Annotated in this window: 22 protein-coding genes and 1 pseudogene; 7 read left to right on the top strand and 16 right to left on the bottom strand. The window is 67.2% G+C overall.

Annotated elements, in window-relative coordinates; genetic code table 11:
• Positions 1 to 2 precede the first annotated feature (2 nt).
• The 7 genes from argC to ROV93_RS08055 all read right to left on the bottom strand — a co-directional run bounded on the left by argC (position 3) and on the right by ROV93_RS08055 (position 7,360).
• On the bottom strand, positions 3 to 956 hold the full coding sequence (argC, locus tag ROV93_RS08025; RefSeq protein WP_072168393.1) for an N-acetyl-gamma-glutamyl-phosphate reductase: 954 nt from the start codon (positions 954 to 956) through the stop codon (positions 3 to 5).
• A complete protein-coding gene (locus tag ROV93_RS08030; RefSeq protein WP_012480827.1) occupies positions 953 to 1,555 on the bottom strand; it encodes a GNAT family protein in 603 nt (200 codons plus the stop codon). The genes argC and ROV93_RS08030 overlap by 4 nt, the downstream gene beginning before the upstream one ends.
• 3 nt (positions 1,556 to 1,558) lie before the next feature.
• On the bottom strand, positions 1,559 to 2,887 hold the full coding sequence (locus tag ROV93_RS08035; protein WP_061478039.1) for an acetylglutamate kinase: 1,329 nt from the start codon (positions 2,885 to 2,887) through the stop codon (positions 1,559 to 1,561).
• Positions 2,888 to 2,963: 76 nt separating this feature from the next.
• Complete coding sequence (locus ROV93_RS08040) at positions 2,964 to 4,052, bottom strand: acetylornithine deacetylase (RefSeq protein ID WP_049412643.1); 1,089 nt, start codon at positions 4,050 to 4,052, stop codon at positions 2,964 to 2,966.
• A 151-nt stretch (positions 4,053 to 4,203) separates the two neighbouring features.
• Positions 4,204 to 5,400 carry an argininosuccinate synthase gene (locus ROV93_RS08045; protein ID WP_072168394.1) on the bottom strand — a complete coding sequence of 399 codons (1,197 nt, stop codon included), beginning with the start codon at positions 5,398 to 5,400 and terminating at the stop codon, positions 4,204 to 4,206.
• A gap of 67 nt (positions 5,401 to 5,467) precedes the next feature.
• Positions 5,468 to 6,478: an N-acetylornithine carbamoyltransferase gene (locus ROV93_RS08050; RefSeq protein ID WP_072168395.1), complete on the bottom strand. Its 1,011-nt coding sequence runs from the start codon at positions 6,476 to 6,478 to the stop codon at positions 5,468 to 5,470.
• A gap of 318 nt (positions 6,479 to 6,796) precedes the next feature.
• Positions 6,797 to 7,360, bottom strand: coding sequence for a hypothetical protein (locus ROV93_RS08055; protein WP_072168396.1), 564 nt, complete (start codon positions 7,358 to 7,360; stop codon positions 6,797 to 6,799).
• Between the two features lie 187 nt (positions 7,361 to 7,547).
• Between ROV93_RS08055 and cysS the strand changes: the two genes are divergently transcribed.
• Genes cysS through ROV93_RS08070 form a run of 3 tightly spaced genes read left to right on the top strand, consistent with a single transcriptional unit; the run spans position 7,548 to position 10,673 of the window.
• Complete coding sequence (gene cysS, locus ROV93_RS08060) at positions 7,548 to 8,924, top strand: cysteine--tRNA ligase (protein ID WP_072168397.1); 1,377 nt, start codon at positions 7,548 to 7,550, stop codon at positions 8,922 to 8,924.
• 52 nt (positions 8,925 to 8,976) lie between these two features.
• Positions 8,977 to 9,429 carry a SufE family protein gene (locus ROV93_RS08065; protein WP_061478045.1) on the top strand — a complete coding sequence of 151 codons (453 nt, stop codon included), beginning with the start codon at positions 8,977 to 8,979 and terminating at the stop codon, positions 9,427 to 9,429.
• A complete protein-coding gene (locus ROV93_RS08070; protein WP_072168398.1) occupies positions 9,426 to 10,673 on the top strand; it encodes an MFS transporter in 1,248 nt (415 codons plus the stop codon). Before ROV93_RS08065 ends, ROV93_RS08070 begins: the two co-directional genes overlap by 4 nt.
• A 605-nt stretch (positions 10,674 to 11,278) precedes the next feature.
• Here ROV93_RS08070 and dksA read toward each other — a convergent pair.
• Positions 11,279 to 12,505: an RNA polymerase-binding protein DksA gene (gene dksA, locus ROV93_RS08075; RefSeq protein ID WP_072168399.1), complete on the bottom strand. Its 1,227-nt coding sequence runs from the start codon at positions 12,503 to 12,505 to the stop codon at positions 11,279 to 11,281.
• Between the two features lie 272 nt (positions 12,506 to 12,777).
• On the opposite strand from dksA, the gene yidD reads away from it, so the two are divergent.
• From yidD to ROV93_RS08090, 3 genes are read left to right on the top strand one after another with little or no spacing between them, the layout of a single operon-like run.
• Complete coding sequence (yidD, locus tag ROV93_RS08080; protein WP_014037867.1) at positions 12,778 to 13,032, top strand: membrane protein insertion efficiency factor YidD; 255 nt, start codon at positions 12,778 to 12,780, stop codon at positions 13,030 to 13,032.
• A 1-nt stretch (position 13,033) separates the two neighbouring features.
• Positions 13,034 to 14,380, top strand: coding sequence for a dihydroorotase (locus ROV93_RS08085; protein ID WP_061478048.1), 1,347 nt, complete (start codon positions 13,034 to 13,036; stop codon positions 14,378 to 14,380).
• On the top strand, positions 14,380 to 15,228 hold the full coding sequence (locus ROV93_RS08090; protein ID WP_072168400.1) for a M23 family metallopeptidase: 849 nt from the start codon (positions 14,380 to 14,382) through the stop codon (positions 15,226 to 15,228). The genes ROV93_RS08085 and ROV93_RS08090 overlap by 1 nt, the downstream gene beginning before the upstream one ends.
• An 87-nt stretch (positions 15,229 to 15,315) precedes the next feature.
• On the opposite strand, the gene ROV93_RS08095 is transcribed toward ROV93_RS08090, so the two are convergent.
• From ROV93_RS08095 to efp, 5 genes are all read right to left on the bottom strand, one after another.
• Positions 15,316 to 16,020 carry a squalene/phytoene synthase family protein gene (locus ROV93_RS08095; RefSeq protein ID WP_072168401.1) on the bottom strand — a complete coding sequence of 235 codons (705 nt, stop codon included), beginning with the start codon at positions 16,018 to 16,020 and terminating at the stop codon, positions 15,316 to 15,318.
• A gap of 11 nt (positions 16,021 to 16,031) precedes the next feature.
• Entirely contained in the window at positions 16,032 to 16,727 is a 696-nt protein-coding gene (locus ROV93_RS08100; protein ID WP_072168402.1) for a phosphoglycolate phosphatase, read from the bottom strand.
• A complete protein-coding gene (gene ubiG, locus ROV93_RS08105) occupies positions 16,724 to 17,440 on the bottom strand; it encodes a bifunctional 2-polyprenyl-6-hydroxyphenol methylase/3-demethylubiquinol 3-O-methyltransferase UbiG (RefSeq protein ID WP_049412667.1) in 717 nt (238 codons plus the stop codon). Before ubiG ends, ROV93_RS08100 begins: the two co-directional genes overlap by 4 nt.
• A 24-nt stretch (positions 17,441 to 17,464) precedes the next feature.
• Positions 17,465 to 18,808: a TRZ/ATZ family hydrolase gene (locus ROV93_RS08110; protein WP_053500540.1), complete on the bottom strand. Its 1,344-nt coding sequence runs from the start codon at positions 18,806 to 18,808 to the stop codon at positions 17,465 to 17,467.
• Positions 18,809 to 19,013: 205 nt separating this feature from the next.
• Positions 19,014 to 19,580, bottom strand: a complete 567-nt coding sequence (efp, locus tag ROV93_RS08115) for an elongation factor P (protein ID WP_005410381.1) — start codon at positions 19,578 to 19,580, stop codon at positions 19,014 to 19,016.
• Between the two features lie 96 nt (positions 19,581 to 19,676).
• Here efp and epmB point away from each other — a divergent pair, with 96 nt between their 5' ends.
• Positions 19,677 to 20,717 carry an EF-P beta-lysylation protein EpmB gene (gene epmB / locus ROV93_RS08120; protein WP_141653592.1) on the top strand — a complete coding sequence of 347 codons (1,041 nt, stop codon included), beginning with the start codon at positions 19,677 to 19,679 and terminating at the stop codon, positions 20,715 to 20,717.
• A gap of 71 nt (positions 20,718 to 20,788) precedes the next feature.
• Here the strand turns inward: epmB and ROV93_RS08125 are convergent, their stop codons facing one another.
• From ROV93_RS08125 to ROV93_RS08135, 3 genes and pseudogenes are all read right to left on the bottom strand, one after another.
• On the bottom strand, positions 20,789 to 22,915 hold the full coding sequence (locus ROV93_RS08125; protein ID WP_072168404.1) for an EAL domain-containing protein: 2,127 nt from the start codon (positions 22,913 to 22,915) through the stop codon (positions 20,789 to 20,791).
• Positions 22,912 to 23,786 (bottom strand): annotated as a pseudogene (locus ROV93_RS08130) (phosphate/phosphite/phosphonate ABC transporter substrate-binding protein). Before ROV93_RS08130 ends, ROV93_RS08125 begins: the two are co-directional and overlap by 4 nt.
• Before the next feature lie 103 nt (positions 23,787 to 23,889).
• Positions 23,890 to 24,660 (bottom strand): RNA methyltransferase, encoded by a 771-nt coding sequence (locus ROV93_RS08135; RefSeq protein ID WP_072168405.1) that lies wholly within the window; start codon positions 24,658 to 24,660, stop codon positions 23,890 to 23,892.
• Between the last annotated feature and the right edge of the window lie 15 nt (positions 24,661 to 24,675).

Here is a 24,675-nt window from a genome sequence, read left to right on the forward strand (position 1 = left end):
GTTCAGTGCGGGATCGACGTCAGTTCGTCGATGCCCAGCGCGAGGTTGAGGTTCTGCATGGCCTGGGTGGCCGCGCCCTTCAGCAGGTTGTCCAGCGTCGCCACCACCACCACGCGCTTGCCGCCCGGCGCGAGCGTGAAGCCACCGACCTGGGCACCGTGGCGGCCGGCGATGCGGCTGACCCACGGCGCTTCGTCCACCACCTCGATCAAGGGTTCAACGGCATAGGCCTGCTGGAAGCGCTCGACGATCTGCTCGCGGGTCTGTACGCGGTTCAGCCACAGGTTGGCGGTCAGCGTGATGCCACGGAAGTGCGGCGCGACGTGCGGCATGAACTCGACCGCCACGCCCAGCTGTACGGACACCTCGCGCTCGTGCACGTGGTTGGTCAGCGCGTAGGGCATCAGGTTGTCGGCCAGCAGTTCGACGTTGTTCTTGTCCGACGGCGTAGTACCGGCACCGGAGTAGCCGGAGACACCGAAGCACTGCGGCGGACCCGCCAGCAGGTCCAGCAGCGGATGCACCGCCAGCTGCATCGCGGTGGCATAGCAGCCCGGGTTGCTGATGTGCTTCTGGCCGTTGTACCGGCCGCGGGTCAGCTCCGGCAGGCCGTAGTACCAGCTGTTGTCGAAACGGTAGTCGGCCGAGAGGTCGACGATGACGGTGTCCGGCTTCGCGGTTTCAAGCGCGGCCACGAACGGCGCGGCCAGGCCGTTGGGCAGGGCCAGGATCACCGCGTCCACGCCCTTGGCCGCCACCGCATCGGCGTCCAGGTTTTCGTACTGCAGCTCGCCCTGGAATTCCGGGTGGTGGTCGGACAGGCGCTGCCCGGCGCGCTCGCGCGAAGAGACGAAGGCCAGTTTCAGGCGCGGATGCGCGGCCACCAGCTTGATCAGCTCGGCGCCGGTATGGCCGCGGGCACCGACGATGCCCAGGGTAAAAGTCGAATCGTTCATGCGTGACTGTCCAGGCGGTACTGCAGGTGGCGCTTCACGCCCTGCCATTCCGCATCGATGATGGAGAAGATGACGGTGTCGCGCGGCGTGCCGTCGGCGTGCCGCTTGTGGTTGCGCAGCACGCCATCCTGCTTGGCGCCGAGGCGGGCGATGGCGGTGCGCGAGGTGACGTTGAACCAGCTGGTTTCCAGCACCACGCTGATGCAGCCCATGGACTCGAAGGCGTGCTGCAGCAGCAACAGCTTGGCCTCGGTGTTGGCGCCGGTGCGCTGCACGCGCGGCGTGTACCAGGTGTAGCCGAGGCTGAGCTTGGGCACGCTGGCATCCATGTCGTAGAAGCGCGTGCTGCCGATGATGTCACCGGCGGCGTCGCGGATCACGAACGGCAGAACCTTGCCTTCGGCGTGCGCCTGCAGCGCGGCCTGCACATAGTGCTCGACCTGCTGCGGTGACGGCACCTGGGTGTACCAGAGCTGGTCCAGGCCGCTGCCTTCGAGGGCAGCGCGCAGGCCGGGGACATGCTCAAGCTGCAGCGGCTGCAGCGCCACGTGCTGGCCGCGCAGGGTAGGCACCGTGTTCCACACGTCAGGAGGACTCATCGCTCACCCCAGCAGGCTCGGCGCGCGCTGGGCGCAGTGGTCGACATAGGTCTTGATGCGGTCGATGCCATCGGCACCGAACCAGAACACTTTCCAATGGTCCTGCTTGTAGCAGCCATCGGACTCGGCGTAGTAGAAGTGGTTGATCGGGTTGCCGTGGCGCGAGCGCCAGAACAGCTGCGGGGTCTCCTCCAGCATCACGTTCCAGACCGCGCGGCCCAGGCCTTCGCCCTGCGCATCGTCGAGCACGGCGAACTTGTCCAGGTACACGCCTTCGGCCTCGTCGGTGAGGATCACCGCGGTGCGGTAGTTCTCGCTGACATAGGCACGCAGCAGCCTGGTCTTTTCGAAGTAGTCCGGCACCAGGGTGCGGCCGAAGCTGGATTCGATCAGGCCCTTCAGCCGTGGCAGGTCGAGCTCGCTCCAGGCGGTGGCGCGCAGCACTTTCTCACCCTTGCGCACCAGCGTGCCCGAGCCCTTGTGGGTGAACAGTTCCTTGGCCAGGTCGGCCGGGCGAGTGATCGACACCGACGACTCCAGCGGCAGGCGGTCGAGCAGGTCCTTGATCTGTTCGATCTTCACCTTCATGCCGCCGTGGATCCACGGCTGCGCGATGAGGTGGTCGTACTCGGTGGACAGGTTGATCGAATCGATCACGTTGCCCGCCTCGTCCAGCAGGCCACCGGTGCCGGTCAGGAAGATGATCTTGTACGGCTGCAGCTCCTGCACCAGCTCGTTGGCGGCGAAGTCGGCGTTGACGTTGAGGATCTGGCCACCGGCAGTTTCACCCAGGCTGGTGATGACCGGGATCGAACCGGCACGCAGGCTGGCCTCGATCGGTGCCAGGTTGACCTTCTTCACCTCGCCGACGAGGCCGTAGGTGTCCACGTCCAGGTACTCGGCCTCGAACACGCCACCGGTAATCGAGGTGGCACGTGCGCCGTTCTGCTGCAGCGCCTCGACCAGGCGCAGGTTGGACTGCTGGAACACCCGGCGCACGATCGCCAGTGCTTCCGGCGAAGTCACGCGCAGGCCGTTCACGGTCTGCTTCTCGATGCCGGCCGCCGACAGCTCGGCATCCAGCTGCGGGCCGGCGCCGTGCAGCACGATCGGGGTCAGCCCGACTTCCTGCAGGAACGACAGCGAAGAGGTCAGCGCGTCGAGATCGTCGCGCAGCACCGCGCCGCCGACCTTGACCACGGCGAAGCGCTTGGCGTCCAGCTGCGAGAAACGCTTGAGGTACTGGCTGATCTCCTTCGCGCTGGCCATGCTGGAAAGCAGGCGCACGATGGTCTGGCGGGTCTGGCGGTGGGGCTGGAGGGCAGGAGACATTTCGGTTTCGTCACAGGCGGCGGTCGCCGCGTTGCAGTTCCGCCATGCCCGGGGCATGGCGGCGTTGTAGGGTCGATCAGGCGCCGGCGGCGATGATCCGGTGCACGGCGTGGGTATAGCGCTGCAATTGGTCCAGCGTCACGAACTCATCGGCGGTGTGTGCCTGGGCGATGTCACCCGGGCCGAATACCAGTGTGGTGTAGCCAGCGGCCGAGAACAGCGACGCCTCGGTCCAGAAATCCACGGCATTGCCGATCGGCAGCTCCAGCGCATCGGCCACGTCGCGCGCCAGCAGGCGGCGGTTCTCGGCCTCGGCGATGTCACCGGCGGGCAGGCTGGGACCACGGAACGTCTCGGTGAACACGGCGGCTTCCGGCTCGGCGAAACCGGCGAAGGTCGCCAGCAGGCCATCGATGTCCATCGACGGCAGCGGGCGGAACCCGAAGCGCACCTCAGCAGCCGGTGCGATCATATTGGCCTTGATACCGCCTTCGACGCGACCGATGTTGAAGCGCAGGCCGGTCAGTCCACCGAAGCGCGCCGAGGCCAGCGATTCCACATGATCCAGCGCGCGATTGCCCCAGCGCATGGCCTGGTGCAATGCGCTGGCAGCCGCATCCTGCTTGCCCGACGCATGGCCGGCACGGCCGGCGAACTGCATCAGCACCGAGCTGATGCCACGATGCGCCAGCACCGCTTCGCTCATGGTCGGTTCGGCCACGAGTACGGCTTCATACGGCAGGCCACGGGCCAGGAACGCGGCGATGCAGCGCGGGTCGTTGGCTTCTTCGTCGCTGGAGAACAGGAAGGCGGCATCGCCATCACTGGCGTTGGCCGCCGCCACCAGCGCAGCGGCGGCGCCCTTGATGTCACACACGCCCAGGCCGACCACACGGTCGTCCAGGCGGCGCATCACATGCGGATCGGCACTCCAGTGCGGCGAGTCCGGTACGGTATCCAGGTGCACGTTGAACAGGTACTTCGGCGTCCCACGCACGGCGTACAGGCTGACCGCACCCGCGCCATGGTCGATCACCTCGACGTTGAAGCCGGGCAGGTTCGCGCGCAGGTAATCGAAGATGCCACCGGTGGTGATCGCACGCGGCGGGTTGCGGGTGTCGAAGGACACCAGGGCCTGCAGGTGATCGAGCGTCTGTTCAAGCATGTGTCTGAATATCCGTAGGGTTCGAAATCGGTAGTGCCGGCCGCTGGCCGGCTCCGCAATGATCCAACCGTGCCACGAGCCGGCCAGCGGCCGGCACTACCTTCCATTGACGCTGCGAGGCGCCGGCCCGCGGCCGGCCCCCCGTCACAGGTCAACCGCGATTGACCTGCGCATAGACAGTCGAACTCATGCCGAACAGCTTGATGAAGCCTTCAGCCTCTTCCACGCCCCAGTCGGCCGACTGTGCGTAGGTGGCACCCTTGGTGTTGAGCAGGTGCGGCGACTTCACCGCCACCGCGTCGACGCGGCCACCGCGGGTTTCCAGCACCACTTCGCCGTTGACCTTGGCCTGCGAGGACTTCAGGAAGGCTTCGATGTCGGTCTTCAGCGGGTCGTGGTAGAAGCCTTCGTACACCAGCTCCACCCACTTGCGTGCCACGTCCGGCTTGAAGCGGTTCTGCTGCTTGGTCAGTACGGCATCTTCCAGCGCGCGGTGCGCGGCCAGCAGCGAGACCAGGCCCGGGGCCTCGAACACGATGCGACCCTTCAGACCGATCACGGTGTCGCCGGTGTAGACGCCGCGGCCAACACCGTACGGGGCAAACAGCTTGTTGAGCTGGGCCAGGATCTGGTCGCCCGGCAGCGCCTTGCCGTTCAGTTCAACCGCTTCGCCTTCGACGAACTTCAGGGTGACGGTCAGCGCTTGTTCCGGCCACTCGCTGCGCGGCGAGCACCAGCCACGCGCACCTTCGCCCGGGGCTTCCCAACGGTCGATCTCGCCGCCGGACATGGTCACGCCCAGCAGGTTCTCGTTGATGGTGTAGGCCTGCTGCTTGGCGCGCACGCCGAAGCCGCGCTCTTCCAGGTACTTCTGCTCGTAGGCGCGGGTCTGGGTGTGTTCCTTCTGGATCTCGCGGATCGGCGCGATGATCTGGTAGTCACCCAGCGCCTTCACGGCCAGGTCGAAGCGGACCTGGTCATTGCCCATGCCGGTGCAGCCGTGGGCGATGATGTGGGTACCCAGCTCGGCAGCACGCTTCAGCGCGGCATCGACGATCAGGTAGCGGTCCGAGACCAGCAGCGGGTACTGGCCCTGGTAGCCTTCGCCGGCCCACACGAACGGCTTGACGAAGCCTTCCCAGATGGCCGGGCCACCATTGACGGTGACATGGCTGGTCACGCCCAGCTCGGCGGCACGCTTCTCGATGAAATCGCGCTCTTCATCATCCACGCCGCCGGTGTCGGCGAACACGGTGTGCACGTTGTAGCCACGCTCCTGCAGGTAGGGCACGCAGAAGCTGGTATCCAGGCCGCCGGAGAAGGCGAGAACGACGTCTTTGTTGCTCATGGGGATCAGGTCCACTTGGGGGATGGGAATTCGGTAGAGCCGACCGCTGGTCGGCTGAAGTGTTGGATCAGCGCCCGGCAACGGCGGCCATGATCGCCTTCTGCACGTGCAGGCGGTTCTCGGCTTCGTTGATGGCGATGCACTGCGGCGAATCCATCACCGCATCGGTGGCTTTCACGTTGCGGCGCAGCGGCAGGCAGTGGCTGAACACCCCGTTGTTGGTCAGCGCCATCTTCCGCTCGTCCACGATGAAGTGCTTGAACTGGTCGCGGATCGGCTTTTCCGGTTCCCAGTTGCCGAAGAACGGCAGCGCACCCCAGCTCTTGGCGTAGACCACGTCGGCGCCGGCGTAGGCGCTGTCGATGTCATGGCTGATCTTCAGCGAACCACCGCTCTCGGCCACGTTCTGCTCGGCCCAGCCCATGTAGCGCTCGTCGAGGATGTAGTCGGCGGTCGGGCACAGCAGGGTCACGTCCATGCCCATGCGGGTGGCGATGGTCAGCGCCGAGTTGGCCACGGCGGTGTTCAGCGGCTTGGGGTGGTAGGTCCAGGTCAACACGTACTTCTTGCCGCGCAGGTCCTGGGTACCGAAGTGCTCCTGCAGCGCCATGATGTGGGCCAGCTCCTGGCACGGATGGGTGATGGTCTCCATGTTGATGACCGGCACCGGCGAGTACTTGGCGAAGCTGTTGAGGACGATGTCCTGGCGGTCGTAGGCCCAGTCGACGAACTTGGGGAACGCACGCACCGCGATGATGTCGCAGTAACGGCCCAGCACCTTGGCCACTTCAGCGATGTGCTCTTCGGTATCGCCGTCCATCACCGTGCCGAGGTTGAACTCGATCGGCCACGCATCCTTGCCCGGCTGCAGCACCACCGCGTGGGCACCGAGCTGGAATGCGCCCAGTTCGAAGCTGGTGCGGGTACGCATGGAAGGGTTGAAGAACACCAGCGCGATCGACTTGCCCTTGAGCTGGTCGCCGAGCTTGTTGCGCTTGAACAGCGCGGCCTGGGTCAGCAGCGCGTCGAGATCGCTGCGGCTCCAGTCCTGGGTGTTCAGGAAGTGCTTGGGGGACATCATCTTTCCTTGCGTGGCGGCGCCGGGTTCGACGCGGTGGAAGGGAAAACAGGAAGCAAAGGTGAAACGAAAAGGTTGCAGTTGCAGCTTTCAGAAGGCGGAAACGAAAAAACCCAGCCGGCGGGCTGGGTTTTTTTCGGACGAACAGCAAAAAGCTCCGGTTACCCAGCGAGAATGTGGGGTTCCGGTCGACGCGCACGCGAGGTCATGCCAGACGCCTGTCGGGCTGCGCTGCTGTCGTGCTGGAAGTCGGTGAGCTTCATGGCCGAATATCTTTGCATGCGGCCGTGACCGGCGCAAGGGGCCGGGGTCGCAGAATCAGGGATTGCCGGCGGCGCCCTGCTCCGGACCGACCCAGGGGGTGATCGACACCCGGATCTTGAGCCGGTTGCCCGGGTCTTCCGGCAGCCGCGACCGATACTTGGTGCCCTTGTAGACGTAGTCCACGTCGTAGGCGATGGGCCGGCGGAATTCACGCCCCACCGGCACGATGCGGCAGTCGCGGGTCAGCATCGGGCCATTGTTGGCAGGCGCTGGGGCCGGCGTTTCGGGGCCGGCCTCTTCGGAGGGCTCCTCGTCGCTGCGCTTGAACATCGAGCGCACCGAATCCCAGAAGCGGCTGATCCGGCCCTTGTCCTCGACCGGCTCCTCGCCGGTCACGTTCACCGGGGCCAGGGTCCGTGTCGACACCGGCTCGCAGTGCTCCTCGGTGCGGGTCGCGCGCAGGGTCTGGAACACCGGCTCGACGTTCAGCACCTGGGCGTAGTCGAACTTCACGTTCTCCACGATCACCACCCGGTTGCGGGGCTCGGTCTCCTGGGCCAGCACCACGGCGGGCAGCGCCGACAGGCAGGCCAGGGTCAGCAACGCGGTGGATTTCATTGGCGACGGGAGCAAGGACACGGCAATAGTGTAGGCAGTGGCGAGCGCAAGGGGCTGAACATTACCCGTCCACGCTGCTCCTGCCCACCCCACCCAGGATGGACCCGGCGTCCACCGGTGGCAGCCAGTGCCCCAAAGGGGGCCGACACGTTCTAAAATCACAGGCTTGTCCCCCAGCCACAGCCCCATGACCCTGCGCCTGCACAACAACCTGACTCGCCAGCTCGAACCGTTCACTCCGCTCGACCCGGCCTGTCCGACCCTGTATGTGTGCGGCCCCACGGTCTACAACTACGTGCACATCGGCAACGCCCGTGGCCCAGTGGTGTTCGGGGTGCTGGCCGATCTGCTGCGGCGCCGTTTCGGCGCGCTGCGCTACGCCCGCAACATCACCGACGTGGACGACAAGATCAACGCCGCTGCGCGCGAGCAGGGCGTGCCGATCAGCACCATCACCGGCAAGTTCGCCGCCGCCTACCGTGAAGACATGGCCGCGCTGGGCGTGGTGCCGCCGGACATCGAGCCGGAGGTGACCGCGCACATGCCGCAGATCATCACCATGATCGAGCAGCTGATCGCCAATGGTCATGCCTACGCCGCCGAGGGTCACGTACTGTTCGCGGTCGCCAGCTTCAACGGCTACGGCAAGCTCTCGCGCCGTGACCCGGAAGAAATGCTGGCCGGTGCCCGTGTTGACGTGGCCCCGTACAAGCGCGACCCGGGTGATTTCGTGCTGTGGAAGCCGTCCAGCGACGACCTGCCCGGCTGGGAATCGCCGTGGGGCCGGGGTCGTCCGGGCTGGCATATCGAATGCTCGGCGATGGCCGCAGCCCACCTGGGCGAGACCATCGACATCCACGCCGGCGGCGTCGACCTGCAGTTCCCGCACCACGAGAACGAGATCGCGCAGAGCGAATGCGCCCACGGAGGTAGGATCTTCGCCCGTTTCTGGCTGCACAACGGCATGCTCAACTTCGGCGGCGCCAAGATGAGCAAGTCGCTGGGCAACATCGAGCGCGTACACGACCTGGTCCGCCAGCATCCGCCGGAGGCGCTGCGCCTGGCCCTGCTGTCGGCCCACTACCGGCAGCCGCTGGACTGGTCTGATGCGCTGATCGAACAATCGGTGCGCACCTTGGACCGCCTGTACGGCACCCTGCGCGAACTGGCGTCGATCGAGGCCACGGCAGTGATCCCCGCCAGCGTCGAAGCGACCCTGGACGACGATCTCAACACACCCCAGGCGCTGGCCGAAGTGGCCCGCATCGCCGCCGACGCGCGTCGTGCCACCGACCCGGCCGAACAGGCACGCCTGAAGGGCGAGCTGCTCGGTGCGGGCCTGGTGCTGGGCCTGCTGCAGGCCGACCCGGCGCAGTGGTTCGGCACCGCAGCGGGCGACGAGGACGACGATGCCCGCGTCCAAGGCCTGATCGACGAGCGCGCCGCGGCCAAGAAGGCACGCGATTTCGCCCGTGCCGACGCCATCCGCGACCAGCTGGCCGCCGAAGGCATCGTGCTGGATGACACCCCGCAGGGCGTTCGCTGGTCGCGCAAGCGCAGCTGACCTGCCCAGCCCCGTGGCCGGGCCGCCCCACGCCCCCACCGTAGAGACTGTTGTGACCGACTCCCCGTTCCCGCTTGAACCCACCGCCGCCGAGGCCCAGGCCGCCATCGCCGAGGAATTCGGCTTCTTCGGCGACTGGTCCGAGCGCTACCAGTACCTGATCGACCTCGGCCGCAAGCTGCCGCCCTTCCCGGAAGAATGGAAGACCGAAGAGCATCGCCTGCTCGGCTGCCAGTCGATGGTCTGGATCGTGCCCGAGGGCAACGCGCAGTCGCTGCGCTTCCATGCCATCAGCGATTCGGCGATTGTCTCCGGCCTGATCTTCCTGGCGCTGCGCGTGTACTCCGGGCGCTCGGCGCAGGAGATCCTGGACACCGAGCCGAGCTACATCCAGGACATCGGCCTGGCCCGCCACCTCTCGCCCACCCGCAGCAATGGTGTGGCGGCGATGCTGGCCTTCATCCGCGAGACGGCGCAGGCGCAGCTGCAGCGCGACCCGTCGTGAGCGAACCCGCCACAGCCGAAGACAGTGCACTGGGCCTGCTGTCCCGCCCCGGTTTCGCCAGGCTGCTGGCCTACCGCATCTTCGCGATGCTGTCCTACCAGGTGGTCGCGGTCACTGTCGGCTGGCACATCTACGAAGTCACCCGCAATCCGTTCTCGCTGGGCCTGATCGGCCTGGCCGAGGTCGTGCCGTTCTTCTGCGTGGCTCCGTTCGCCGGTTACCTGGTGGATCACCTGCCGCGCCGTCGGCTGGGCATGGTCGCCTGTTGCGGGCTGATCGCCACTGCACTGGTATTGACCAGCGTAGCCATGGGCTGGCTGCCGATTGACGGCGTGTGGCCGATCTATGCGGCCATCGCGCTGACCGGCATGGTCCGCGCCTTCCTGTCGCCGATCTACAACGCCTTGTTCGCCCGCGTGCTGGCCCGTGACCAGTTCGCCCGTGGCGCCGGCCTGGGCGCGGTGGTGTTCCAGGCCGGCATGATCGCCGGCCCGGCACTGGGTGGCGTGCTGGTCGGCTTCGGTGGCAAGGGTCTGTCCTACGCGGTGGCTACGGCCTTTGCGCTGGTGGCGATGGCCTGCCTGGCCACACTGAAGGTGGAAGAACCGGTGCATACCGGTCCGGCCGCACCGATCTTCAAGAGCATCGCCGAAGGCGCGCGCTTCGTGGTCGGCAACCGGATCATGGTCGGCGCGATGGCGCTGGACATGTTCTCGGTGCTGCTGGGCGGCGTGGTAGCGATGCTGCCGGCGTTCCTGCACGAGATCCTGCACCACGGCCCGGAAGGCCTGGGCATCCTGCGCGCGATGCCGGCGCTGGGCTCGGTGTGCGTGGGCCTGTGGCTGGCGCGCCACCCGCTGCAGCGCAATGCCGGCCGCGTCCTGCTGTTCGCGGTGGCCGGCTTCGGCCTGTGCGTGATCAGCTTCGGGTTGTCGCAGCATTTCTGGCTGTCGGCGCTGATCCTGCTGTTCTACGGCGCGTTCGATGGCGTCTCGGTGGTGATCCGCTCGACCATCCTGCAGTTGGCTACGCCGGAAGAGATGCGCGGTCGCGTATCGTCGATCAACGGCATCTTCATCAGTTCGTCCAACGAGCTGGGCGCGTTCTATGCCGGCACGATGGCGAAGCTGCTCGGCCTGGTGCCGGCGGTGGTGCTGGGCGGATTCGCGGTGCTGAGCGTGGCCGGGATCACCGCGTGGAAGAACCCAACGCTGCGGAAACTGAATCTTCGCGACCTGCAGTGAACCTGTGGAGCCGAGCCCATGCTCGGCTGCGTATTTCCGTGCGCCCACGCAGCGGTTGCGCCGGGCCGCGCCCGGCGGGCTACTTCCGCGACCGCGGCGGGGTGTGCCTTTCTTTCCTCGTGCAAAGAAAGTCACCAAAGAAACACGCCGCCATCCGCGAGCCGGCGCTGCGCGCCGGTGCCCTGCGCTCCTCGGCGAATCAGGGGACGGCGCGGAGAGCCAGCCGACTAGCAGTCGGCTCTACAGGATCGAGCGGCCTCTTCGCCCCTGACTCCCCTGCGGTGCTCGGCTCGCTACAAGGCGGACTCAACAGCCGCGAGCACGCATGACCGCTCCTGTCGGCCTGAGCAGAGCGTGGGCTCGGCTCTACATCGGCCGCGCACGCAGGAAACCGTCGAGAGCCTGCGGGAGGGTCCGGGCAGGACCGTCCGCGGCATGGATGCCGCGGCCGAGCTTACAGGGATGTACTTGCAGCCTGTCCTGCCCGGACCCACCCGCAGGCTCACGCCGATACCCGCAAGGCGCCGCCCTACGCAGCCAACACGAACCCAACAAAAAACCCGGCCGAAGCCGGGTTTTTCGCATGACCAGACAACGAACTGGAATCAGTCGCCCTGCTGCTTCTGCAGGTGCTCCCAACGCTCCTGGGCGTCGATGGTGCGCTCTGCGGTGAGGCGCGCTTCCAGGCGCTCCAGGCCGATTTCTTCGCCGGTGTCGACGCAGTAGCCGTAGTCGCCTGCTTCCAGGCGCTTCAGGGTGCTGTCGATCTTGCCGATCAGCTTGCGGTAGCGGTCGCGGGTACGCAGTTCCAGCGAGTTCTCGGTCTCGCGGGTCGCACGCTCGGCTTCGTCGCCGATGTCACGCACTTCCTCGCGCAGGTTCTCGATGGTCTGCTTGGACTCTTCCACCAGGTCCGCGCGCCAGTTCTGCAGGCGCTGGCGGAAATACTCCTGCTGCAGCGGGCTCATGTATTCCTCTTCCGAGGACGGCTTGTAGCCAGCCGGCAGGATCGGGCGGCCAGTGGCCTCGTCGGTCTTGTACTCGACCACCTTGTACTTGCTGCGCGGGGCCGGTGCTGCCGAGCGGGCGGCGACGGCCACGGCAACCTTGCCGACAGGGCGCGACACGGTCTTCGGGGCGGAATCGGATTTCACGGCGGTTTTGGCAGGCGATTTCGAAACGGGCACGGGATTCTTGGATTGCGGGGCCTTCGAAGCGACAGGAGCGGCGGCCGGGGCCGGCGTTGAGGCCGGCTGGGCTGCCGCCACTGCCACGGTCTTGGCCGGGACAGGCTTGGCCGGAGCCGGCTTGGCAGCAGGCTTCGGTGCGGACTTCACTACTGGGGCCGGGGTCGGCTTTGCGGCCGGCGCGGCAACGTTCTTGGCAACCTTCTTTACAGCGGCGGGCGTGGCGGCCGGTTTAGCCGCAGCGACCTTCTTTGCTACGGGCTTGGCGACCGGCTTGGCTGCAGCCTTCTTCACCACCGCCTTCGGCGCCGGCTTGGCGGCGGCCTTCTTGACCACCGGCTTGGCGGCGGCCTTCTTCACCGGCGCGGCCTTGCTGACGGTCTTCTTCACCGGCGCCTTCTTGCTGGCGGCGGCTGGCTTGGCCTTGGCGGGCGCAGCGGCCTTCTTCGCCACCGGCTTGGTTGCCTTGACCGGCGTTTTCTTTGCGGTGGCCTTCCTGGCCGCCGGTTGCGAGGACGCTGCCTTGGTCGCCGGCTTGCTGGCCGGCTTCTTGGCAACGGGCTTTGCCGCCAACTTCTTCACAACAGGCTTGGCGGTTTTCTTGGCGGCCGTTGCGGCCTTCTTTGCAGTTTTTTTAGCAGCCACGAAACGCTCTTCCTTGGATTTCCCGGGGCCCGGGAAAGCGGGCCTTTATAGCCTACCCGACCCGCAGCAGCAACCTCGGCACCCTGCTCCATTCAGTCCTGGAGCCAAGGCGCCCTGGAGGGCAGTCCGACGAACACGGACCGCCTTGCGCGGTACGGAACCTGGCCAGCACCCGACGGTGCTGGTACCGGTCGCAGGCCATCGGCGACATGCGACCAACGCCCCATCCTGCACAAATGCGTCCTTCATGCCAACTGGCATAAGATGACTGGGTGATCTCGCGCCTGCTCATTGCCCTGCTGCGCTTCTACAAGCGCTTCATCAGCCCCCTGCTGGGGCCGCGCTGCCGTTTCGTGCCGAGCTGTTCTGAATACGCGATGGACGCCATCTCGCGGCACGGCCCGCTGCGCGGCAGCTGGTTGGCTGCGCGCCGGCTGGGCCGCTGCCATCCGTTCCATCCCGGCGGCTTCGATCCCGTGCCCGAGTCCCCCAACGCCCCCTCTTGCCGTTGCACAGGAAAACACTGACATGTCCTCCACCCTCATCACCAACGCCCGCATGGTCAACGAAGGCCGCACCTTCGATGGTGACCTGCGCATCGAGAACGGCCGCATCGCGCAGATCGGCAGCGGGCTCGCGCCGCGCGACGGCGAGCAGGTGGTGGACGCGGCCGGGCGCTGGCTGCTGCCCGGCATGATCGATGACCAGGTGCACTTCCGCGAACCGGGCCTGACCCACAAGGGCGACATCGCCAGCGAATCGGCGGCCGCCGTGGCCGGTGGCCTGACCAGCTTCATGGACATGCCCAACACCAACCCGCCGACGCTGGATTCAACCATCCTGGAAGCCAAGTACGAGCTCGCGCGCGGCCGCGCCTGGGCCAACTACGGTTTCTACCACGGTGCCAGCAATGACAACCTGGACGCGATCCGTGCCCTGGACCCGAAGAAGGCCCCGGGCGTGAAGGTGTTCATGGGTGCTTCGACCGGCAACATGCTGGTCGACAACCCGGAAACGCTGGACGCGATCTTCCGCGAATGCCCGACCCCGATCATCACGCACTGCGAAGACACGCCGATGATCGATGCCAACCTCAAGGCCTTCCAGGAAAAGTACGGCGATGCGCTGACCCCGGACATGCACCCGGACATCCGTTCGCGCGAAGCCTGCATCAAGTCGACCCGCCTGGCAATGTCGCTGGCACGCAAGCACGGCACCCGCCTGCACGTACTGCACATCTCCACCGCCGATGAGCTGGCGCTGTTCGAGAAGGGCCCGCTGATCCGCGCCGATGGCAGCCGCAAGCAGATCACCGCCGAAACCTGCGTGCACTTCCTGCACTTCGCGCGCCCGGACTACGCGACCAAGGGCAACCTGATCAAATGCAACCCGGCGATCAAGGAAGTGTCCGACCGCGAGGCAATCACCGCTGCCTTGGCCGATGACGTGCTGGACGTGCTGGCCACCGACCACGCGCCACATACCTGGGAAGAGAAGCAGAAGCCCTACGCGCAGGCGCCGTCGGGCCTGCCGCTGGTGCAGTACGCGCTGGTGGCCGCGCTGGAGCGGGTGCACGAAGGCAAGCTGACCCGCGAGCAGGTGGTGCAGAAATTCGCACATGCGCCGGCGCAGCTGTTCGACGTGGAAGAACGCGGCTTCCTGCGCGAAGGCTACTTTGCCGACCTGGTGCTGGTGGAGGACGTGCCGTTCACCGTCAAGCGCGAGGACGTGCTGTCCAAGTGCGGCTGGTCGCCGTTCGAAGGCACCACTTTCCGCTCGCGCATCGCCTCCACCTGGGTCAACGGCCAGCTGGTGTGGGACGGCAGCAAGCTGGTGGGTGAGCCCGCCGGCCAGCGCATGACCTACGACCGCTGATGCGTTCGGCACTGATGATCGGGGCGCTGCTGCTGGCCGCGCCCCTGCTCTGCACATCTTCGGCCAACGCGCAGGATGGCATTGGCAGCCTGATCGACAGCCGCGTGGTGTTCCCGGCCAGTGCCTCGCAGGGCGCGCTGGTGATCGGCAAGGTGCCCGCAGGCAGTCGCGTGCAGTACGCCGGCCGCCAGCTGCGGGTGAGCGGCTACGGCAGCGTGGTGTTCGGCATCGGCCGCGACGAGAAGGGTCCGCTGCGCGTACAGGTGCAACGCCCCGATGGTGGCAGCGAGACCGCGACCATTGCGGTGACGCCGCGCGACTGGCCCACCGAGCGGGTCAACGGGGTGCCACCGAAGACGGTCAATCCGCCGGCGGCGATCGCCGAGCGGATCAAGCGCGAACAGGCGCAGGTGACCGCCGCACGTGCCCGCGATGACGACCGCACCGACTTCACCCAGACCTTCATCTGGCCGGTACAGGGCCGCATCAGCGGCCGCTTCGGCAATGCGCGCGTCTACAACGGGCAGCCGGGGGCCGGTCACTCCGGCATGGACATCGCGGTGCCGACCGGCACCCCGGTGAAGGCGCCGGCGGCCGGCATCGTGACCTTCGCTGGGCCGGACCTGTACCTGACCGGTGGCACGCTGCTGCTCGACCACGGCTTCGGGGTCAGTTCCAATTTCCTGCACCTTTCGCGCATCGACGTAAAAGTTGGCGACCGTGTGGAGCAGGGCCAGGTGATCGCTGCCGTCGGCGCCACCGGCCGTGCCACCGGCCCGCACCTGCACTGGGGCATGAACTGGTTCGACACCCGCATCGACCCGTTGCTGGTGCTGGAACGCAAATAACGGTAGTGCCGGCCGCTGGCCGGCAACCGCATGAATTCTGCAGTGCCCGAGCTGCCGGCCAGCGGCCGGCACTACTAGACAGTTGGATCAACCGCGGGCAGCCCACCACACGCGCAGCAACGTGCGCACCGGGGTGGCTTCGATTGGCTTGCCTGCGGCCTGCGCGGCAACGCGGGCGCGCGCCAGGCTCGACCACACGCGCCGCGGGCGCGGGCCCGGCACGCGGCTGCCCCATCCTTTCAACAGGTACTGGGCCCAGCGCTGCGCGGCCGTGCTGGAATCCTCATCCAACAGGCTGCGCGGCACACCGGCCACGCCGGCGTCCTGCAGGCGCTGGGCCAGGGTCTGCAGCTGCACCGCACGACCGGCGCCGGTGCGCGGCTTGTCGGCAAACAAGGCCGCTTCCACTGCGGCCACGGCGTCGGCGTAATTGACCAGCGCACGCTCGGCACCGGCTGCATCCAGCGCAACGGTACGCGCTTCAACGAGGTCCGGCAGTGCTTCGGCCAGTTGCACCCACGGCGCACGCACCGGCTCCAGCAGACGGCCCAGCGGATGGCGCGAACGATGCCCTGCCCAGCTGCGCAGCTCCTCGCCCCACCACGCCAGCTTGGCATCGGCGGGCAGCGGATCGCCGCTGGTGTTGAGCATGTCGTCGAACTCCTGCAGCAGCGCAAACCACGCCACTGCGAGCTCGCGTTGCGGTTCGGCCACGAACGGGGCGGCCACCGACCATTCCGGCCAACGGCTGCGCCACTTGTCGAGGAAACTGTCCAGCGCGGTACTGCTCACTACGGGATTCCTTACGGCTGGGCCGGGGCTGCCGGCCGGGTCGGCCAGAGACTGGCCAGTTGCAGAAGTTCAGCGTTCTCGACCAGCACGTCGGCCTGCCAGGCCAGCGGATCGTCGCTTTGCAGGCGGTAGCCCCACAGCGCCGCCACCGACGGCATCGCGGCAGCACGTGCAGCGATGATGTCGCGCTCGTCATCACCCACGTACACGCAGTCTTCGGCGGCCATGCCAATGGCCTGCGCAGCGTGCAGCAGTGGAAGCGGGTGCGGCTTGCGCTCGGCCAGGCTGTCACCGCCGACCAGCACCGCGCAGCGCTGCTGCCAACCCTGCTGCGGCAGGATCAGGCGCGCCAGGTACTCCGGCTTGTTGGTGACGATGCCCCATACCGTACCGGCCTCATCCAGCGCGGCGAGCATGCCGGCCACGCCGTCGAACAGCACCGCGTGCTGGCCGATCAGCGCTTCGTAGCGCTGCAGGAATTCCGGGATCAATGCATCGCGCGCAGCGGCATCCAGGTCCGGGAAAGCGGCCCCGACCATCGCGCGCGAGCCCTTGGAGACCACCGGCCGCAGCTGCGCCGGATCGATCGCTGCCCGGCCCCGCTCGGCCAGCATCGCATTGCAGGTGACGACGAAGTCCGGCGCGCTGTCCAGCAACGTGCCATCCAGGTCGAACAGCACCGCACGCGGGAAGCGGGCGGAGGTCATGCCGGCTTGACCGCGTAGGCCAGGTAGTTGATGTCGGTGCGACTGCTCAGGCGGGCATGGTTGCGCCACGGCTCGTAGGCCATGCCGCTGACATCCACCAGCTGCAGGTCAGCCTCGCGCAGCCAGCGCGCCAGCTCGGCCGGCTTGATGAATTCCTGGTAGTGGTGGGTGCCCCTGGGCAGCAGCCGCGCCACGTACTCGGCGCCGACAATCGCCACCGCGAAGGCGGCCGCGGTGCGGTTGATGGTCGACAGGAACAGGTGGCCGCCCGGCTTCAGCAGGCGCTTGCAGGCGTCGATGATCGCGCCCGGGTCTGGCACGTGCTCCAGCATTTCCATGCAGGTGACCACGTCGAAACTTCCCGGCTGCTCGGCGGCCAGATCCTCGGCGGCCTGCACGCGGTAGTCGACCTTGGCGCCGCTTTCCAGCGCATGCAGGCGCGCGACCTTCACCAGTTCCGGGGCCAGGTCGATGGCGGTGACGTCGGCGCCGGCCTGCGCCAGCGCTTCGCTCAGCAGCCCGCCACCGCAGCCGATGTCGAGCACGCGCGCGCCACGCAACGGTACGCGGTCGGCCACGTACTTCAGGCGCACCGGGTTCAGCGCATGCAGCGGCTTCTGCGGGCCGTCAGCGTCCCACCAGCGGTTGGCCAGCGCGGCGAACTTGTCCAGCTCGGCCTGATCGAAATTGGAGGAAGCGTGGGGGGCAGTCATGAGGGGTCCTTGCGGCGCCAGGGATCAGGCGCGGATATGACGGATGCGCTCGCGCCACTGGCGCGCGTTGGCGATGATGCCCGGCAGGTCCATGCCGACCAGCTCGCGCTGCACCAGCTTCGGCTTGCCGGCGATCCAGACGTCGCTGACCTGCTGGCGGCCGGTGGCATACACCAGCTGCGACAGCACGTTGTGCAGCGGCTGGGTTTCCAGCGCCGACAGGTCGACACAGACCAGGTCGGCCTGCTTGCCGACTTCGATCGAACCGATGCGGTCAGCAAAGCCCAGCGCACGGGCGCCGCCCAGCGTCGCTGCGCGCAGCGTGGTGGCCGCGTCCAGCGCGGTGGCATCATCGGCCACGGCCTTGGCCAGGATCGCTGCGGTACGGTTCTCGCTGAACATGTCCAGGTCGTTGTTGCTGGCGCAGCCATCGGTGCCGATCGCCAGGTTCACGCCGGCGCGCTGCAGGGCGCAGGCCGGGCAGAAACCGGAGGCCAGCTTCAGGTTCGATTCCGGGCAATGCACCACGCTGACGCCGCGTTCGGCGCACAGGTGGATTTCCGCATCGGTCAGCTGGGTCATGTGCACCGCGATCAGGCGGTCGTTGACCAGGCCGAGCCGATCCAGCCGCGCCAGCGGGCGCTGGCCGTGCAGCTTGATCGAATCGTTGATCTCCTGCGCGGTCTCGTGGGTATGCAGGTGCACCTGCATGTCGAGCTGGTCGGACAGCATCCGCACCCGCTCGAAGTTGGCATCGTTGACCGTGTACGGCGCATGCGGCGCGAACGCGGTGCCGATCAGCGGATCGGTGCGCCACTGATCATGCAGTTCACCGGCCTTGGCGAAGTATTCGTCGTCGGTCCTGGCCCAGGCGGTGGGGAAATCGATGATGACCGCGCCAACCAGTGCGCGGAAACCGTGCTTCTTGTAGACCGCAGCCTGCACGTCGCCGAAGAAGTAGTTCTCGTTGGCACAGGTGGTGCCGCCGCGCAGCATCTCGGCGATGGCCAAGGTAGTGCCGTCGGCGACGAACTCGGGGCCGATCACCGCCGCTTCCACCGGCCAGATGTGCTGCTGCAGCCAGGTCATCAGCGGCAGGTCGTCGGCGACGCCGCGCAGCAGGGTCATCGGGTTGTGCGTGTGCGCGTTGACCAGGCCCGGCATCAGCGCCGACTCGGGGCGGCTGACCACCTGTGCGGCACGGAAGCGTGCGCGCGCCTCGGCACGCGGCAGGATGGCCACGATCTCGCTGCCACGCACGGCAACGGCATGGTCTTCCAGCACCACCGCATGCGGCTCGATCGGAACGACATGACCGGCTTCGATGAGCAGGTCGCAGGCTTCGGGGAGGTGCGGGCTATCGCTCATGCGGGCTCACTGGCTGGGGGCGGCGAGATACTTCTGGGGAACACGCCCCTGAGTCAGGGGCTGCCGCGAAGCGGCGGGGTCTGGAGACCCGTGAAGCGCGGCCCATGATCTGCCGAAGCAGATCATGGGAGCGCCAGCGCGAATGCACTGGCGCGTATCCGAGCATGGCTCGGCTCTACAGCAAGGTCGGCCTGCGGCCGGAACCTTATTTGACGCGTGCGGAGTATTCGCCCGAACGGGTGTCGACACGGATCACTTCGTCCTGGTTGACGAACAGCGGCACGCGCACCACGGCACCGGTTTCCAGGGTGGCCGGCTTGCCGCCGCCGCCCGAGGTGTCGCCACGGACGCCCGGATCGGTTTCGGTGATCTTCAGTTCGACGAAGTTCGGCGGCTGAACGAAGATCGGCTCGCCATTCCACAGGGTGACCACGCAGGACTCTTCGCCCTTCAGCCACTTCTCGGCGCCGCCCATGCCAGCCTTGGTGGCCTGGACCTGCTCGAAGGACTCCGGATCCATGAAGTGCCAGTATTCGCCGTCGCTGTACATGAAGTTCATGTCGGTATCGACGACGTCGGCTGCATCCAGCGAGTCGGTCGACTTCATGGTCACTTCCTGGGTACGCCCGTCCTTGATCAGGCGGTACTTCACGCGGGTGAAGGCCTGGCCCTTGCCCGGCTTGACGTATTCGGTGTCGATGATGACGGCCGGTTGGTTGTTGACCAGGATCTTCATCCCGTTCTTGACGTCGTTCATGCCGTAGCTGGCCATGCGTAAACTCCTGAGTGGCAGAAACGCCGCGGGTGCGGCGAGCCGTTAGAATGGAAAGCCCACCGGATGCCGGTGGGCGACTGTTTTTCTGCCCCCATGATAACCGCAGGCCCCCTCTCCATGCAGCTTTCCGCCTTCCCCCGGCCCCAGTCGCCAGGCGCCCCCGCGCGCTGGCAGCAGCTCTGGCGCCAGGCGCTGCGCGACCCGCACGCCCTGCTGGCCCGGCTGCAGCTGGACGCGGCGGCGCTGGGTGTCTCGGAGGCGGCCATGGCCCAGTTCGCATTGCGCGTGCCCGAGGGCTTCGTGGCCCGCATGCATGTGGGCGATGCGGCCGACCCGCTGCTGCGCCAGGTGCTGCCGATCGACGAGGAAATGCGCCCGGCGCCCGGGTTCAGCTTCGACGCGGTGGGCGATGGTGCCGCCAGGAAGGCCACCGGCGTCATCCAGAAGTACCGTGGCCGCGCCCTGCTGGTCGCCACGGGCAGCTGCGCGATCAACTGCCGCTACTGCTTCCGCCGCCACTTCGACTATGCCGCGGAGAACGCCGCCAAGGGTGGCTGGCAGGAGGCCGTAGCCGCCATCGCGGGCGACCCGGACATCGATGAGGTGATCCTGTCCGGCGGTGACCCGTTGTCACTGGCCACGCACAAGCTGGTCGAGCTGACCGACGCCCTGCGCGCGATTCCGCATATCCGCCGCCTGCGCATCCATACCCGGCTGCCGATCGTGCTGCCGGAACGCGTGGACGATGAACTGGTGTGCTGGCTGGGCAGCCTGCCATGGCCGCTGGCGATCGTGGTCCACGCCAATCACGCCAATGAATTCGACGCCAGCGTGGACGCGGCGATGGCCCGCCTGCGCGGCGTCGGCGCCCAGCTGCTGAACCAGGCGGTACTGCTGCGCGGGGTCAACGACAGCGTGCAGGCCCTGCAGGACCTGAGCGAGCGCAGCTTCGCCGCCGGCGTGCTGCCCTACTACCTGCACCAGCTGGACCGGGTCGAAGGCGTGGCCCACTTCGAAGTGGATGATGCCCAGGCCAAGGCACTGATTGCCGGCCTGACCGCACGCCTGTCCGGTTATCTGATCCCGAAACTGGTGCGCGAACTGCCCGGCGACCCGAGCAAGCGCCCGCTGTAAAAAAAGGGACGGAGGGGATTAAGTCGCAAATGCATAAGCGACTTAATCCCCTCCGTCCCCTTTTGTGTCGGTCAGAGGCCCGACTCGATCATCCGCACCACTTCGGTGGCGGTCACCGGGTGGCTCAGCCAGTAGCCCTGGCCGAGATCGCAGCCGCGCTGCACCAGCAGTTCGAACTGCGCCTGCTGCTCGATGCCCTCGGCCACCACGGTGATGCCCAGTGCGTGGGCCATGGCGATGATCGCCGTGGTCAGCGCCAGATCGTCGGGATCGCGCTGCATGTCGGCCACGAAGCTCTTGTCGATCTTCACGCCGTCCACCGGCACCTGGCGAAGATGGCTGAGACCGGAGAAGCCGGTACCGAAATCGTCCAGCCAGACCTTCACGCCGGTGCGGTGCAGCTTGTCCAGCAGCTGCGCGGCAACCATTTCGTCGCCGATCACCGCGGTTTCGGTCAGTTCCAGGTGCAGGCGCGACGCCGGCAGCCCGGACTCGTGCAGGCACTGCGCGACCAATGCCGGCAGTTCACCGCCGCGCAGCTGCCGCGGCGACACATTCACCGACACGAACAGATCATCGCCGCCCGCCCCGCGTGGCCACTGCGAGGCTTCCATGCAGGCCGCACGCAGCACCTTCGGGCCGATGAGCTCGATCAACCCGCTCTGCTCGGCCACTTCGATGAACACCGACGGCGGAATCGTTCCCAGGGTCGGATGCTGCCAGCGCAGCAGCACTTCCACGCCGACCATGCGCCGGTCGCGCATGCGGAAGATGGGCTGGTAGGCCAGGCGCAGCTCGCCGCGCTCCCAGGCCCCGCGCAGCTCCTGCTCCATGTGCACGCGGCGCTCGACCGCGTGGTCCATCGCACGGCTGTAATAGCGGTAGCAGTTCTTGCCGGCCATCTTGGCCTGGTACATGGCGATGTCGCCGTTCTTCAGCAGCGTGGTCGCATCAGCGGCATCGTCCGGGAACAGGGTCACGCCGATCGAAGTGCCCAGGAACAGTTCCCGGCCCTGCACCACCAGCGGCTTGCCCAGCTCGCGCACCAGCACTTCGGCCAGCAGCCGTGCGTTGGCCGCCACGTCGCCATCACCGACCAGGATCACGAACTCGTCGCCGCCAAAGCGGGCCAGCAGCGCTTCATCGCCACCGGCTTCGGTAACCGCACTGCCGATGCGCTGCGCGAACTGCAACAGCGCTTCGTCACCGGCCTCATGGCCCAGGGTGTCGTTGACGCGCTTGAAGTCGTCGATATCGGCAAACAGCAGGCCCAGCCGATGATTGGATGCGCGCGCGGCCATCAGGCGATGGTCCAGCGCTTCCCGGAATGCCAGCCGGTTGGTCAGCCCGGTCAGCGCATCGGTATAGGCCATGCGCCGCACCTCGCGGTCATGGCGGGCGATGGCATCGCGCATGCGGGCGAAGCCGCGCACCAGCTCGCCGACTTCGTCGTCGCGGGTGTTCTCGGCCAGCGGCGCCTGGTAGTCGCCAGCCTCGATGCGGCGCGCCGCAGCGGCCAGGTCCCGGATCGGCGCCACCAGGGTGCGCTGCACGTACAGGATCACCACCACGCCGATCACCACCAGCAGGCCCAGCATCAGCAGCAGCCAGCCCAGGTGGCGGCTGCCGACCTGCTGCAGGCGCTCGCCGAGCGTGGCATTGGCGGCCTGTTCGCGCTGCTGCACCTCGTCCAGCGCCATGCCGACGCGGACGCCGCCGATGCGCTGGTTGCCGACCATGATCGGCATGGTGTTGTCGAGCACCTTGGGCGATTCCTGCACCACCAGCGCCTGCGCCACCGCGGCCTTGGGGGCCAGCGGGTCGGTCATCGGCTGGCCGAAGCCGGACACCTCTATCGAGCCGTCATGCACCAGCCGGCCGCGTTCGTCGAACACCAGCACATAGCGCACGACCGGTTGCCGTGCGGTGCTGCGCACAAGCGCACCGACCTGGTCCAGGTCGCGGTAGTACAACGGGTTGGCCAGCGCGTCGGACAGCTCGCGCGCCATTGCTTCGCCGCGGCTGCGCACGCTGCGGTCGAACAGTTCATGGATGACGCCACCACTGAGGTTGCGCACCTCGCGCTGCATCGCCGCCTGCCGCCCCAGCAACACCGCCAGGATCGCCACCACCACGACCATCGCCCCGCCCATCGCCAGCAGGAACCGGGCCTGCATTCCCGAGCCGAGCCACTTCATTCCACTTCCATCCGCACGCGCGTCAATCCTTGTTTCAATTCATCCAGCCGCTGCTGCGCATGCGCATCGACGCGGTGGAAACCGGAAGTGCCGAAAAACCGATGCAGCGCCCCCTGTGCCTGCGGGTCGCTGGCCGCCTGCAGCAGGACGTCCTGCAGCCGGTCACGCACCCGCGGGTCAAGGTCGGCGCGAACCATTTCCACCGCCCGTGGGTAGGGTTCGGTGCGCAGCAGTTCGCGGAAGTCGCGCCGGAATGCTGCAGGCATCCGTCGCTCGTCATTCCAGTCCACGCTGCTCACCGCCCCCACTTCGACCATGCCCTTGTGCACGAACGTGGCGATGTTCAACTCGCTACGTGCGAACACGTACCCCACGCTGTCCCGGCCCGGCACGTCCCACACACCGGCCAGGATCTGCGGCGCCAGCCCTTCCTGCAGCAGCGTCATCACCGGCACCAGGTAGGCACTGGTGGACGCCGTGTTCTGCAGCGCCAGGCGATGCCCACGCAGGTCCTGGATCCGCTGGATCGGACTGTCGCGACGCACGAAGAACACGGTCTGGTACTCACGCACGCCATTGCGCTCGGTCAGCAGCAGCGGCCGCGCGCCACTGCGCTGGCCCAGTGCCACCGCCGTACCCGACGTTTCCGTGACCCAGTCGACCGCCCCCGCCGCAGATAGCTGGCCATCTGCTGCGGGTCGCGTGCCATCAGGATCCTCCCTTCGGTGATGCCGACGTCGTGCATGCGTGCCACTACATAGTCCAGCAACGGTTGCAGCTGCTCGTAATGGGCCTTGGGATCATCGCTGATCCGGCCCAGCACCAGCACCGGGTCCGGTGCTGCATGCACCGTCCCGGCCAGCAGGATCATGACCAGGCTCAGCAGTCCCCTCTGCACTGCCCTTCGCAGACCCGACACAGGCTTCATCCCCCCTGGGTATCCGGACAGACTACCCGAAAAAATGAGAACGTCGTCAGCTGTCCTTGTTGCCCGCCTGCGCCAGCCGCGCCATCCGCTGGGTGTCGGCAAGGATGCCGCGCAACAGGCGCACTTCCTGCTCGCTCGGCTCGCTGCGCAGGAACAGCCGGCGCAGCTTGCGCATCGCCGATTCCGGCGCGCGGCCCTTGTGGAAATCGATCTCGTCCAGGGTGTCGCCAAGCTGGGCGAAGAAACTCTCCATCTGTTCATGGCTTGCTGCCTGTTCGCGGAAACCGGGCTCGGCGTCCGCGGCCGGCTGCGCGCCCAGCAGCTGCATGCGTGTCTCATAGGCCAGCACCTGCACGGCGGCAGCCAGGTTGAGCGAGCTGAACGCCGGATCGGACGGGATGTGCACCGCCGCGTGGCACAGCTGCAGTTCTTCGTTGGTCAGGCCAGTGCGCTCACGGCCGAACACCAGCGCCACCTCGGCGCCCTCGCCCGCCTTGGCCACCGCACGAGCGGCGGCATCGGCCGGCAGGTACTCCTCCAGCTGCACGCGGCGGGCACGCGCGGTGCAGCCCAGCACCAGGCGGCAATCGGCCACGGCCTCGGCCAGGGTGGCGACCACCGGGGCGTCCCCCAGCACATCTTCGGCACCGGCAGAGCGGCGGAAGGCCTCCTCGTCCAGCGGTTTCTCGGGGGCGACCAGCACCAGGCGGGCCAGGCCCATGGTCTTCAGGGCACGGGCGGCGGCCCCCATGTTGCCGGGGTGCTGGGTACCGACCAGGACGAATCGGAGGCGGGTGGTGGCAGGAAACTGGGACATGAACAGGGAAAAGGT

Origin of the sequence: Stenotrophomonas maltophilia group sp. msm4 (assembly GCF_032025605.1) — a bacterium.
Lineage (GTDB): Bacteria > Pseudomonadota > Gammaproteobacteria > Xanthomonadales > Xanthomonadaceae > Stenotrophomonas > Stenotrophomonas sepilia.